This window comes from Porcincola intestinalis (genome assembly GCF_009696445.1).
Taxonomy (GTDB): Bacteria; Bacillota; Clostridia; order Lachnospirales; family Lachnospiraceae; genus Porcincola; species Porcincola intestinalis.
Window position 1 is genome coordinate 334,561 of record NZ_VULZ01000001.1, and the last position, 13,035, is coordinate 347,595.

At 41.3% G+C, this 13,035-nt stretch carries 10 protein-coding genes, 2 pseudogenes and 1 CRISPR repeat array (1 of these 13 only partly in view); of the genes and pseudogenes, 1 reads left to right on the forward strand and 11 read right to left on the reverse strand.

Annotated features, from left to right (window positions below; genetic code table 11):
• Positions 1 to 1,234: direct repeats of the CRISPR family, unit length 36 nt; unit sequence GCTTGACACCTTTACGAATTTACAAGGTTCTCAAAC; it begins 647 nt to the left of the window's first position.
• Positions 1,235 to 1,282: 48 nt separating this feature from the next.
• The 6 genes and pseudogenes from csn2 to FYJ35_RS15140 all read right to left on the reverse strand — a co-directional run.
• Positions 1,283 to 1,960, reverse strand: coding sequence for a type II-A CRISPR-associated protein Csn2 (gene csn2 / locus FYJ35_RS01680; protein WP_154522188.1), 678 nt, complete (start codon positions 1,958 to 1,960; stop codon positions 1,283 to 1,285).
• Positions 1,957 to 2,262, reverse strand: a complete 306-nt coding sequence (gene cas2, locus FYJ35_RS01685; RefSeq protein WP_154522191.1) for a CRISPR-associated endonuclease Cas2 — start codon at positions 2,260 to 2,262, stop codon at positions 1,957 to 1,959. The genes csn2 and cas2 overlap by 4 nt, the downstream gene beginning before the upstream one ends.
• A 4-nt stretch (positions 2,263 to 2,266) precedes the next feature.
• Positions 2,267 to 3,139, reverse strand: coding sequence for a type II CRISPR-associated endonuclease Cas1 (gene cas1 / locus FYJ35_RS01690; RefSeq protein WP_154522194.1), 873 nt, complete (start codon positions 3,137 to 3,139; stop codon positions 2,267 to 2,269).
• Positions 3,136 to 7,299, reverse strand: a complete 4,164-nt coding sequence (gene cas9 / locus FYJ35_RS01695; RefSeq protein ID WP_154522197.1) for a type II CRISPR RNA-guided endonuclease Cas9 — start codon at positions 7,297 to 7,299, stop codon at positions 3,136 to 3,138. The genes cas1 and cas9 overlap by 4 nt, the downstream gene beginning before the upstream one ends.
• A 277-nt stretch (positions 7,300 to 7,576) precedes the next feature.
• A pseudogene (locus FYJ35_RS01700) lies at positions 7,577 to 8,089 on the reverse strand (DUF4143 domain-containing protein); the annotation flags it as partial.
• Between the two features lie 206 nt (positions 8,090 to 8,295).
• Positions 8,296 to 8,603 (reverse strand): annotated as a pseudogene (locus tag FYJ35_RS15140) (Fic family protein); the annotation flags it as partial.
• Between the two features lie 237 nt (positions 8,604 to 8,840).
• Between FYJ35_RS15140 and FYJ35_RS01710 the strand changes: the two are divergent.
• Complete coding sequence (locus FYJ35_RS01710; protein ID WP_154522200.1) at positions 8,841 to 9,005, forward strand: hypothetical protein; 165 nt, start codon at positions 8,841 to 8,843, stop codon at positions 9,003 to 9,005.
• A gap of 58 nt (positions 9,006 to 9,063) precedes the next feature.
• On the opposite strand, the gene FYJ35_RS01715 is transcribed toward FYJ35_RS01710, so the two are convergent.
• The 5 genes from FYJ35_RS01715 to FYJ35_RS01735 all read right to left on the reverse strand — a co-directional run bounded on the left by FYJ35_RS01715 (position 9,064) and on the right by FYJ35_RS01735 (position 12,761).
• Positions 9,064 to 9,486, reverse strand: a complete 423-nt coding sequence (locus FYJ35_RS01715; RefSeq protein ID WP_154522203.1) for a hypothetical protein — start codon at positions 9,484 to 9,486, stop codon at positions 9,064 to 9,066.
• A 339-nt stretch (positions 9,487 to 9,825) separates the two neighbouring features.
• The gene (locus FYJ35_RS01720; protein WP_004613237.1) at positions 9,826 to 10,149 is read right to left on the reverse strand and encodes a hypothetical protein; all 324 of its coding nucleotides are present in this window, start codon (positions 10,147 to 10,149) and stop codon (positions 9,826 to 9,828) included.
• 592 nt (positions 10,150 to 10,741) lie between these two features.
• Positions 10,742 to 11,650, reverse strand: a complete 909-nt coding sequence (locus tag FYJ35_RS01725; RefSeq protein ID WP_154522206.1) for a radical SAM mobile pair protein B — start codon at positions 11,648 to 11,650, stop codon at positions 10,742 to 10,744.
• Positions 11,638 to 12,327, reverse strand: coding sequence for a radical SAM mobile pair protein A (locus FYJ35_RS01730; RefSeq protein ID WP_154522466.1), 690 nt, complete (start codon positions 12,325 to 12,327; stop codon positions 11,638 to 11,640). The genes FYJ35_RS01725 and FYJ35_RS01730 overlap by 13 nt, the downstream gene beginning before the upstream one ends.
• Entirely contained in the window at positions 12,324 to 12,761 is a 438-nt protein-coding gene (locus FYJ35_RS01735) for a radical SAM mobile pair system MarR family transcriptional regulator (protein ID WP_154522209.1), read from the reverse strand. The genes FYJ35_RS01730 and FYJ35_RS01735 overlap by 4 nt, the downstream gene beginning before the upstream one ends.
• Between the last annotated feature and the right edge of the window lie 274 nt (positions 12,762 to 13,035).

Sequence of the window (13,035 nt, forward strand, 5' to 3'; positions counted from 1 at the left end):
CCCGAGAGATCTAGCTTGACACCTTTACGAATTTACAAGGTTCTCAAACGCCTTTGCATCGTTGACAACCAGCGAGTGAGCTTGACACCTTTACGAATTTACAAGGTTCTCAAACCGGATTGTGTCTAACCTGACGCCGGACGGGCTTGACACCTTTACGAATTTACAAGGTTCTCAAACCGGTCGATGTTGTTGCTCGCTGTCGCAGTCGCTTGACACCTTTACGAATTTACAAGGTTCTCAAACAACTAAACCGATGTTTATACTTCTCATATTGCTTGACACCTTTACGAATTTACAAGGTTCTCAAACAGGCTAGGCGGCCAAAAGACCACTGCGGAGGCTTGACACCTTTACGAATTTACAAGGTTCTCAAACTGCATGTCTGCCCATCTCTCTAAGTGCTAGCGCTTGACACCTTTACGAATTTACAAGGTTCTCAAACCAACCTTTTAAAGGAATATAGAGAAATACAGCTTGACACCTTTACGAATTTACAAGGTTCTCAAACGTAAACATGCTTTCCTCCCTTCACAGCTTGGCTTGACACCTTTACGAATTTACAAGGTTCTCAAACCGACATTCGGCGGACGGCGTCTCTGCTTCAGCTTGACACCTTTACGAATTTACAAGGTTCTCAAACACCTATAAGGGTCGTACATGGTACGGAATTGCTTGACACCTTTACGAATTTACAAGGTTCTCAAACCATGTCATGCCGCGATACAAAAAACGTGAGCTTGACACCTTTACGAATTTACAAGGTTCTCAAACTGTACTTACGGTACATTGAAAGCTTGATAGCTTGACACCTTTACGAATTTACAAGGTTCTCAAACTGAAGACAACGATGTGGCGCAGCAGCTGACGCTTGACACCTTTACGAATTTACAAGGTTCTCAAACGGCGGGCTGGATTTTGCAGACCGGATATAGCTTGACACCTTTACGAATTTACAAGGTTCTCAAACTTGCTCCAGTATAAGCAAGGCATCTTATTGGCTTGACACCTTTACGAATTTACAAGGTTCTCAAACCATGAGTACAAACAAGAAGGAGTCCCGGTTGCTTGACACCTTTACGAATTTACAAGGTTCTCAAACCGATTGTGTGCAATACCTCACGCATGAAGAGCTTGACACCTTTACGAATTTACAAGGTTCTCAAACTGCAGCCCTAATTTGTCCGCCAATTCCTCTGCTTGACACCTTTACGAATTTACAAGGTTCTCAAACCTCAAATGGTCTTCACCGAACCTCCTCTGCCTGGTTTGCAGCATAAATTCAAAGGTTTTTCTGAATCAAGCACATGTCCTTATCAATAATATAGCGCTTATCACCTGTTCTGTCCAAAGGTTCCGTCCCCTCAATAAGCAGCAGATATACCTTATGATTCACACAGCTTTCCACTAATTCGCAATATTCATCATTCGAAAGAAAACTTCCTAGATTCATAAAAACCATTACCGGAAGAAAAAGTAAATCTGAGCAGATTCTCACTTCCATCAAGAGTTTCTCTATGAGAGAAAGTCCCTCTTCCTCTATTCTTAAATCGAACAGCTTGTATAGATCTTCGTCTTTAAAGTCAATATCATAGGTTAATCCATCAAACCGTACAGCTCCTAAAATTCTATCAAAATATTGAATTACCGCTGTTAACAACTCGCTCCGTTCTTGAGGGAACTCCATTGCTGCACAGCTTATTGTTTTATATAGTTTCCCAATAATTTTCCGATTATTCAGAATATCCTCGAAAGGATTCAGCTGTAAAAATATATTCTTTTCCAATGACAGCAGTTGATTCCCTTCAGATAAAATCACATCATCTCCTTCCGAATTCATCTGGCTCAGAATCGCTGATATCATTTTTTGAAGATGCTGAGGATTCTCAATAACAAGCGTAACCGGTCGCAATTCATCTAACTGCAAATCCACATTACAGGGCGAATAAATCCATCTCATAGAATTATGAGCCTCCTATCATCAGTAATGATTTCCGATGCCGCCTCACCTACAACATATTCCATCTTCGAATACTCTTTTTCCGTGACTCTCAAGACCTGAACCAAGCCACTCTTCGGCTTATTCTTCTTGATATTGGATAGCATGGTTTCAGCCGCTGTTGAATTTTGTGCAAGCTTGCAATAGATACTCTCCTGCAGCATCAAGTATCCATTCTTAACCAGAAATTTACGAAATGCTCTATATTCTTTTCGGTCTTCTGCAGTATCTACCGGAAGATCAAACATCACCAGAACTCTCATATATCTATAGCTCATTTTGATAAAACCGAATTAATGACACATCTTTATCCTCTAATGCATCGAATACACTATGTGTGTAAATTTTAACAGCATTTCCAATATATTCTTTCCTACCGTTGATTGAAACCTCCTGCTCTAAAAGAGCTAACATCTGATGTTTCTCATCTGTTTCAAATTTGTCCGGCTGATGAGTAATGACACATTCGTCAACCAGAGGTCGGAATGGTTCCATTAAATCCGATGCCAAATTAAATGGATTAAACATATTATCATGAAAGAGCCCTAGTTGCGTAAGATAACCATTGGCGACAATCTCCCGGGTAAAAAGAGACAAGATAAGGCTATATCCATAATTCAAAGCTGCATTAATTGGTGAGTCCTCAGCTCGAGTGAATTTTTTCCCAAACAGTGCATTGAAATACACTTTAGCTGCATGTCCCTCACGATTTGTAGTATCACCCAAAGTCATCTCAGCCAGATATCCTTGCAATTTATCTCCTTCCGACAGTTTATGACGTAGTAAAACTTCAGATTGCTTGCGAATCTTTTCCGAAACAATTTCTGTCCAGACGGCACTCTTAATATCCTCAGACCATTGGATCTGACTACGAACTTTTGCACTGGTATCATGGCTTCCGTAATATGGCATCAACTCCGCACAGGGATTCCTTCTTTGATCGCAGAACACAACTTTCACCTTGTTTCGAACCAGTTCTGCTAAAAGATAGCCCGTCATAGCAACCGCTGTGTTCTCAATCATAAGAAGTTCTATTTCATTAATGAAGATTCTCTTGGTCTCTTCACCCCGGACTACGAGATATCCATTCTCGTAGTCCAGTTTTGCATTGTGTGAGACCACAACAGTCCGCCAACTCATACCATAAGCAGATCTGTTTTCTGCTCAAAGAGACCGGTCACAGATTGAGAAATTAATTCACAGCTTTTTAATCCTGTGATCTTCTTATTAATCAAAGATTTTCCAGAATGCTTTGATTCACCAATCAGGGTTAAATCTGCTTCATTAACTCTACCTGATAACTTCATAATTTCCTGAAGAACGTCTACTTGCTGATCCAGCAAAAGTTTTTCAAATACATCCTGCCTTTTCTGCAATATCTCTCCAACCGGGTTAGGTCTTTTGCCAAAAATCCCGCTCGTATGCTTTTGCTTTAAGAACTCATAGAACCTGATATTATTTTCCCTTGTAATACCGATTTCGTCTCCATCGGTCTTTTTAGCAATTCTATTCGCATCCAATCGGATCTGTTCGTCCGTAAGATTCAAATCAGCTACCTTTTTCATTTTCTTTGCGTATCGAATCATACGATTTCCCAGCTTTAATTCCTCTGCATTGACAACGGTCAGTCGATTTCCTGTTCTTCCACTCAGATAGCATTCAAACCCATTGATCCGCAGTTTGGAATAAGCTTTAATCCTGTTTATACAGATTCTTGGTTTTACTAAGCCAAGACTGTTTTCCACATATGTTAATAAGTCCTTATCATCTTTGATTTTGGGAGCAATGTAAACCGGCATTGCTTCGATGGTACGGATTCGCTTTCTTCTTACTTCATGCTCAACAAGGAAAAAGTAGGACGTAGCGATTTTCGTGACCCCGCCATACCGGTCAACATCTGAAAGCCTCTGATCCGATGTCTTTACCGGCAGATAGGATCCGTTTATCTTGCTCTTTTTAACCGTTTCCGCAGAATAAATCGTCTGTTTTGCGATACTTCCCTTTTCACAGTAGTTCATATATGTCACAAGTGGGGTCTGCTTCTCCATCACTGCTTTTACAGTTGTAATAGATTGATTTTTTTCAACATCCCATGCAAGAATTCCATTTCTTTCTACCGTATGCTCAAAGATCTTACCTGCTCCAAGGTTATAGCTGTATTTCTGAGCGTTCTGCCTCCATTCCTTCACAAAACTTGCCGGTGAAGATGTAAATTTCGTGTGATAAACATTTCCTACGACAATATTCAGATAGGCATCACCAGCATGATGAAAGTCATTGACTTCCCGGCACTTATACAAGGAGAACTTATTCCGAAAATCCGATACATTTCCGGCCTTGGAATAGATTACCTTTGTTTCATCAGAAGGCATTAATTCCTCAAGAAGATGCGTAATCGTCTTTACAGCCTGACTGGTTTCTACAATCTGCCTGTTGATAAACTCCGCACGCTCTGCATCAGTAAAGTCCGTAGATCTTGTAAGCCTCTGGAATTTTGTCGGAGTGATAAAATGGTTATCCAAAAGCATTTTCCAGTATGCAATCTGCCTCTCGCGGATACTGTTCTCAATCGGGTAATGATCTTTCTTATGAGCATTCTCTGTTTTCTCCACAAGAACAAGATTATTGTCCAGGCTGTCATCTTTTACAAAATGGCGAGGATAAATATGATCCAGATCGTATTTCGTATTATTCGTCAGAAGCTCATGGAGGTCGATCGGTTTTCCTGTATACATACTTCTGCCCTTTTGAGTACAGAACAAATACAACTTCTTGTTTCTAAAATCAGCCTCTGAGAACTTGGCCAGTTCTTTGCTCCATTCAAAGTTTTCATCTTGAATGTTCTTATAAAGATCTTCAAACTTCTTCTTTCTGCTGGTCGTACGTTTCTTCTCCCCATCACCTCGTGTCATTTCCACAAATACTCTCGATGGAGTATGTCCCATGACCTTTGTGATTTCTCGAAGGATTAAAATTGTTTGCCAAACCATCCGTTTGACCGGTGCCGAGAGATATCTTCCCTCCAGATCCTCCGGCTCGATTGACATCAGATCTTTTTGAATATCGTTATCAAGAGACTCTAATTCTTTAGGGAAAGTAAAATCCGATGATAGTAACTCCATCAGATTATAGGAATCTTCTTCCATCCAGCGAAGAATGGATTTTACCTCTCCAGTATGAGTATTTGCACCTTCCATATGCAGAAAAGCTGATGATAGACGTCCCCATTCAGAAAATTTCATTCCAAGCACACGATTTAATGCTTCTTCCGATAACTGCTCTGTTGAATAATACTCACGGATCTTTTCGCGCAGGAAGTTCTTAGAATCAGCATATACCGTAGACCAACGGATAATGTCCTCTGCCATCTGTTCCTGAGAATAAGTCAGCTTATCCGTTTTCAATACCTCGCAAAAATGATGATATGTAGCTAACGAATTTTGAAATTTTTCATCCGCCATGCCAGAGATAACAACATCATCTGCTTTTGTTTTCCCATTTGATAGATTATGGGACACAAGGAATCTTTGAAGTCCTTTCTTCGTTACTCTTCTTCCCTTCGCAAATAGTTCATCAAAGATGATCTTCTTTGCCTTTGCATCAGGTTTTCTTCCATCAATTTGTATATTGTTAAACTCATTCAATAGTGCAAACCGTTCATACATTAAAGACTGGCGTGGTAACACCTGTTCTCCACGAAGATAGGTGCAATGGCCAATCAAATGATTCATAAATTCTTCAGATGACTTCTTCTTGTCAATCTTCTGGTCAAAATTCCATGGATAAACACGACCGGGTTCTTTTCTTACAGACCATGCATGATTCTTTCCATCATTGTAAACAGGGCCAACATAATAAGGTATCCGAAAAGAAAAAGTCATCATTATTTTTTCTTCCGGTGAAAATCCACTTTCATCTTTCACTGACAGAAATGGAAATTTGCTTTCCGCATTTTTCAGTATTGCCTTTAATTCAGCCTCATACACCTGATAAGGAATTACCCCATTATCGTTTGTTCTGATCTTGGGCAGAAAGGTTCCCTTCTCCATATCATCAAAAACCAAGCTGACTTCCGGGATATCTTTTACCGAATCAAGATCATTTTGTATGGTTTTATAAAGTTCTCCAATACTACTCTTCCCCTTTCTTCTAATCGCAGAACCATTCTTCGGTGTCTTATATTTGACAGACCCTACATACGCACTATAGTTTTTCAGCTTATCTTCCATCTTTCGGAACATGGTATTGTATTTTTCCGGTGCGTATTTCTTATAAATCTTTTTCAGCGTTTTCAAATCTTCCTGGTGCTTATTGTAGATATCTACTCTCGCCTCAGAAATGTATCGATAACCTTTCATGATATTGGAAAGCAGTCCAAAATCATGGATTCTCTTAATTGCAAGTAAGACCTCATATTCTTCCGGCAGCAGAATTTCTTCGGCTTTCTGCATGGATTCTTCCAAATCCCCATCCTGGAAAGAGAAAGAGAACTTTCCCTCTTCTTCATCATATTCCCTTGGAAATGCAGCGCTTACTTTTCCTTTTCTTCCACACATCCACTTCAAAAATTCTTGCTGAGGTTTTTGCTTTTTGGTAATATCAAGCAGCTCTGAGAGCTTTTCACCCTTTTCCATCATGGAATATGATTTGGATGACAGGATCTCCATCAAGTTCGACGACAGGTCCTCTTTCCACTCCGGTATCGAGATGTCGATCTGGCTCTCATCCTGACGAGCGTCTTTAGCCTCTTCGATGGCTTCCCATAAATCACGGTACAAAGGACTGAATTCTTGCATAGAGTCTGCATTCAGATTTGGATTCAAAAAATTGCCACGGTATTTATAGATGCTATGAAGCCCCAGATACAGCAGTCGTATATCGTAAACATCTTTTGTTTCGATCAGATATTTTCTCAGATGATATACGGTTGGAAAGTGTTCATAATACTCTCTGTCTGTATAATGATCATCTGCAAATAATGCATATGGCTGATGCTCTGTTTTATCTTCCTCAAAGAATTTACTATCCGCCAGGCGCTGTAAAAAAACCGGATCGACTTTGTTCAGCTCGTCAGAAAAGATCTCATTCAAGATTCCGATTCTTAGTTTACATCTTTGCAAACGTCTCCTGGCAGTTCGATGACTTCTCCGATCTGCTGCCGTCTGCGCTTCCGGAAAGAGACGAACGCCCCACAGATCTTTTCCTTTTGCCCGGAGCAAATGATAACTTGGGTCTGTTACTGCAAACCCAACAGAGTTGGTTCCCATATCAAGTCCTACATAGTAATCTCCAGAATACATTTTGTCCCCTTTCTATTCATCTAACCTACTTTTCCCCGCAATTGCTTGTTATGTCAGAAAACAATATGACACCAAACAAAAATCATAATTTGACAATCCATCAGATCCGTGCTATCTTTTAACCGAATTTACAAGGTGAGTTCAAATAAGGAATTATCCGAAATCACCAATGGTCCGCATCGAGCGGGTGGAAGGGTCGAACTTAAGTCTGACCCTTCTTTTTTACAGTAAAAAGTGGCAGTCACCAGCACCATATCTTGCCTGACGCCGACATTTGTTAAGGTTTCAAAGCCGTGATGGGAACCACATACACTCCATCTGTTCTCCTGTATGCAGCGTTTGTCAGGCCACAAAGAACGCATAAGATTTTTGCAGGTTTTCCATCTTTTTCAGAAATGATTTCGCTTTGTATTTTCAAAAGGCCTTCCGCCGCTGCATCAATCTGATTTGCACCGAGTTTTATTTCGAATCCACACCACTCGCCTGACGGCAATGATATCACTGCGTCTATCTCGCGATTATTATAATCCTGATAATGATACAACTCCGCATCAAAAGACTCTGCATAAATTCTTAAATCTCGCTCACATAGAGCTTCGAAAAGGAAGCCCAAAGTATTCAGATCCTGCAGCAACCGGTCAGGTGTTGCACCAAGTAATGCCGCTGCGAGGGAAGGATCCGCAAGATGCCGTTTTTCTGCCTGTTTCACTCTGACAGAGGACCGCAGTCTACTTTCAAAAGGCTTCTGATTATCCACAATGAACAAACGCGTTAGAACAGCAAGATAGCTGGCAACCGTTTCTACTCCTTATACATTTATATTATCCAAATTCGAGAGATTCGGCAATTTCAGTTCGATAGATTCGATTAAGAAGCTCTATAAATTTATTTCCCTGCCAAGCTCCTTAAGTCGATAATCATCCAATGCAAATCCCTTTTTCATATATATTAGTCTGAATTATTTGTCATGATGCGGTGATTGCGGCTGAAATCCGGTAAGGCAAACAATCTGCTCATCCTACCGTTGCCCTCATAAAATGGATGGATACATAGAAAATCGCATATAAATGTCGGAATAAGAATCAGAGAATCGATCTTCTCATTTGCGATAGCCTGTTCATAGGCATTGCAGAGATTCTCTATTGCGTCTGGGGGTATCGTAAGGAGCAGTCGGCGTGAATCTTGCGACCACTGTGCCATCCGGCTTTGTCTCATTTATATCAGTTTTGGACATTATTAAAATGTCCACCAAATGAGAAGCCTGCCCTTTTCAATAGATCTCGATGAAGCTGGAGTATTTCAGTACTCTGAATCTTGGCAATTTCAGCCAGACGATCCAGTTTTTCATCCATTTTTACCTATTGGGGGACGAAAAATCAATCAATTGGACAAAAAAAAGAAAACCGCAGCTCCCACCAAAGGAACCACGGGTATCCGGTAACCCGACCGTAACCACAGACTTTCTCTGTGGATTTCCCGATAATTAACTCTCTATTGGAGGCTGGAAATGTACCAGAAATACACGGTAAAAATTTCTGAGATTGAGACGGGAATTACGAAGAAAACTATTTTCTAAAGAACAGAAGACCGCCATCACCGAGTTCGACGAGCGCATGGTCCGGAAACTCATCCGTCAGATCACCATCTACCAGGATCGAGCTGTGATCGAATTCAAGTCTGGTCTGCAGATCACCATGAAAAAATAAAAGAGCAGGTGCCCCGTATGGAGTGCCTGCTCAGTTTTTTTAGACAAACTGGATTTTGTTAAATCCGATAGATCATATCTCCCGTGTTCCATATACGCATAATTCCAAAGATTGGATCATTCTTCCCTTGCCATATCCAGCCCTGAAATGTTGTGTCATATCCAGAATATCCTTCCGTAATGATCTCAAAGACTGCATCAGAATATTTTGCGTTAAACTCAGCAAGAGATATCGATTCCCCAGTGAAGGATTTCTCCCCATCATATCCGTACGGCCTGTTAAAGACCATGATGTCACATTCTTCTATATCAGCTTTGGTAAACTCAATGATTCCCTGATACCATTTTTCTTCAGCGCCAGCATATTGAAATATCCGATCTACCTTCAATAATAGACTCGTTTCATTAATTCCAATCTGAATTATCCGACTATCATGTAAGCTGAAGGGAATATTACTTACCCTGTCTCTGATATAATCCATGTGCCTCTCCATAAATCTTCCCCAACATCCATCCCCTACCCTACATCCCCTATGTGCCATTTTCTGACCAGATTTCGGGTACTCTTAATTTTTCTCGAAAACGCGAAACCTGCTGTTTATCAGCGGGTTTCAGCCCCGTCTTATTTTTTCTTCGACATCAATACTACCGTCTCAACATGCCCCGAGACAGTAGAAAAAACAATCATACTGGTTCATGCTGTCTGGGAATTGGTCAAGGTAGGGACATGCTGTTCGGGAATTTGTCAGAAATATGATGCTCCATTACCTTCAATGATATCAGCGACATTGCAAAACACATTGAACTGGAATTTGGCTTGCCTATTTTCTTAAAATCTCATGTGGAGCTTCTATTTCATTTGCCAAGGTATGCTCTGTTAATTCTGACATCAATTTCAATTTTTTATTAATCAATGGTCGCATACAATTAGGAACATGTTCCTGATGCGCTCTGTGGATTGCTACACATTCCTTACAGTTTCCGTGATAGCGACAGGCTTTCAGGCAAGGACAGTGATCTTTGTCTTTATACTCCTTACGAAATTCCGCTGCAAATTCTTCTTGCAGTCTCAGTCCCTCGACACGGTTTCCCTTATGAAATTCTACCATTGCATCCAGTTCTTTCTGGTTCCCTTCAATCTTCATGTTATTATAGCGCCTCCATTTCAACTATTCCTCATTTTCTGATAAATTCTGATTTATATCTTGGTATACGTATCTTGTCTTCTTCCAAGTGGCTTTGAAATCAGTAGCAATTATATCCATTTCTCATCAACACAATTTCGTTACTTAGTATATCATGTTTGGAATTCGTGAAAAACAGAAAAGCCGTCCCGATAGTCCGAGACGGCAAAAAAGCGATGGGAGGCGTTGCAGATGATGATTCTGCATCGCCTTTTTTCTATTCCTGCTCAAATAGCCTTCCCACAGCCACGCCCGACCAACTTTCACATTTTTTCTAAAAGAAAAAGCGACACCCGCCTCTCTTCTCAGAAAGACGGATGCCACAGAAATGGCTTAAACACGGGCTTTTTCGGCCCTCTTTCAATTTGTTCTTGTTAGCAGAGCCACTGTCTCGACGTGCCCCGAGACAGTGAGAAACATAATCACGTCGGTTCTTGCTGTCTGGGAATTGGTCAAGGTAGGAACATGCTGTTCGGGAATTTGTCAGAAATATGATGTTGCTCCATTACCTTCAATGATATCAGCGACATTGCAAAACACATTGAACAGGAAGTTAGCGATTTCTTTTTCCGGTATTCTCTGTCCCACGGATTTCCTCATGATAGAAATAATCTACGATCACCGGATGCCCCTGCAGGACTCTGCCATAAGGCATTTCATTATCCACAAAGGCACAATCATACTTCTTAGCCATTTCCTCAGCTTTTACTTCAAGTGCTTCAAAGTAGCTGCGGTTATGCTTGTTATAGATCTCGTCGTAAAGTGGTACCAGATCAGGATATTTTCCGGCGATATAATCCATAATTGTCTTTTTGAAACCGCCTCGAAGATTGAGATTTTCGAGCCAGAACAGATCGCACTGATCCTTTACCCGATCAAAGATTGCTTCAAAATCCGTGATACCGGGGAATACCGGGGATACGAAACAGACTGTACGGATACCTGCTTCATATACCTGCTTCATAGCAGAGATACGGCGCTCAATGCTCGAAGCAGAGTCCATATCATTCTTGAAATTTTCATCCAGTGTGTTGATCGACCATGAAACGGTTACACGTCCAAGCTTCTTCAGCAGATCAATATCCCGTACCACAAGATCCGACTTTGTGCAAATCAGAATATCTGCGTCACTGCCGATCAGCTGCTTCAGAAGTTTTCTGGTATTCCCGAATTGCTCCTCCTGTGGATTGTAGCCATCTGTCACAGAACCGATGACCACCCGCTGTCCGGCATATTTCTTCGGATTTTTAATTTCCGGCCAATGCTTCACATCAAGGAAAGTGCCCCATTCCTCCTTGTGCCCGGTAAAGCGCTTCATAAAAGAAGCATAGCAATACTTGCAGGCATGTGTACAGCCCACATAGGGATTGACCGAGTAACCGCCTACCGGCAGACTAGACTTAGTCATGATGTTCTTTGTTTCCACCTCACGAATGAGGATTCCATTTATTACTTCTTCCATGATTTCTGTACCTCTAACACTTTATTAAATTCTTCCGGCATTTCCTGAATCATATTTTCATCCCCTATGATAGGGACAAGGTCTTCCTTCATAAACACCGGAATGCCGAGCCTATGTGCCTGGTCCGTCAGAGACCATGCCCATTCCGGCTTCGTATGAATTTTCCTGCTCTGAGCTCCGGTCATGGTGCCCACAACGATCCAATTGATTCCGGAAAGGTCAACTGTGCCGGGATCGTCGAATAACGGCTCAAAGGTAACATGGTAATGTTTTGCTCTGACATTTTTCCGAATGGCGTCGATACGCCACAGTTCTGCTTTCCTCGTCACCGTAACGCCAAACCATGCGTTTTCCAGATCGGTATCAAAATCCAGCAAATCAGGTCGCTTGGTAAGGAACAGGAACTGATGCTGTGGATTTTCACGGATCTTTGCAAATACCTCGTCTCTCCATTCCGGCTTCCATCCAGAGAGATCGCTCATGCCTGTGAGAAGAAAGTTTTGCGGACGTTTCTTTTCCATCATCCTGAGCTTGCCTGGAAAGAACTCAGGATCAGAGAAGTCATCAATCATATGCCAGCGTTTCACATTGTTGCGGGCATAGCAATATGTACACCCCACTTTGCAGCCAATGACGATATTCATGTTCTGAATCTGATCTTTGATACAAATACTCATGACTTCTGCCACTCCTCAAGATTCTTTCTGATGCGGTCGAGGTATTCCTCAAACTGGGTAATTTCTTCCTCTGAAAAACCTTTGTAGTAAATACTGCCCATCTCATCAGATACAGAATCGTACACGCCCTTTAAGGCATGTGCTTTCTCAGTCAGAAACAGGAGTGTTTTTCTTTTGTCCGTTTCAGACTGAACACGGCTTATCAGCCCTTGATTTTCCATTCTTTCCAGCATCGTAGTAAGAGATGTTATCGCTAATCCGCATTTAGTCGAGAGTGCCCTGATTGAGATACCATCCTCCTGCCACAGCACATAAAGAATACGTCCCTGGGCTCCATTAAATTCATCAATATTCTTTTCACTAAGAATCTTCTCGAAAATCCGGTCTCCAAGCTGTTTTATTTTGGTGACAAGAAATCCTCCATTCATGTCCATACAAAAGCTCCTATATAGCAGTTTATTAAAAACCTACTATATAGGAGCTTTATTGTCAACAATTTATATGTCTTAATAGGTAAATTCCGATTTCACGGCCAGTTCGACCGCGCTGTTTTCTTCCTCGGCAGACTCTCCTCCGCCTCCCTTTTCACATAGGTCAATTCCGATTTATATCTTGGAATACGTATCTTGTCTTCTTCCAAGTGGCTTTGAAATCCTTACCATTTCATCTGTATATTATATCCGAATATCCTGCAGGTCCGCCGGGACA

Coding starts and splice junctions, on each gene's coding strand:
- FYJ35_RS01720 (WP_004613237.1), bottom strand. CDS start 10,149: ATGAAGATTGAAGGGAACCAGAAAGAACTGGATGCAATGGTAGAATTT.
- cas1 (WP_154522194.1), bottom strand. CDS start 3,139: ATGAGTTGGCGGACTGTTGTGGTCTCACACAATGCAAAACTGGACTAC.
- FYJ35_RS01735 (WP_154522209.1), bottom strand. CDS start 12,761: ATGGACATGAATGGAGGATTTCTTGTCACCAAAATAAAACAGCTTGGA.
- FYJ35_RS01725 (WP_154522206.1), bottom strand. CDS start 11,650: ATGGAAGAAGTAATAAATGGAATCCTCATTCGTGAGGTGGAAACAAAG.
- csn2 (WP_154522188.1), bottom strand. CDS start 1,960: ATGAGATGGATTTATTCGCCCTGTAATGTGGATTTGCAGTTAGATGAA.
- cas2 (WP_154522191.1), bottom strand. CDS start 2,262: ATGAGAGTTCTGGTGATGTTTGATCTTCCGGTAGATACTGCAGAAGAC.
- cas9 (WP_154522197.1), bottom strand. CDS start 7,299: ATGTATTCTGGAGATTACTATGTAGGACTTGATATGGGAACCAACTCT.
- FYJ35_RS01715 (WP_154522203.1), bottom strand. CDS start 9,486: ATGGATTATATCAGAGACAGGGTAAGTAATATTCCCTTCAGCTTACAT.
- FYJ35_RS01730 (WP_154522466.1), bottom strand. CDS start 12,327: ATGAGTATTTGTATCAAAGATCAGATTCAGAACATGAATATCGTCATT.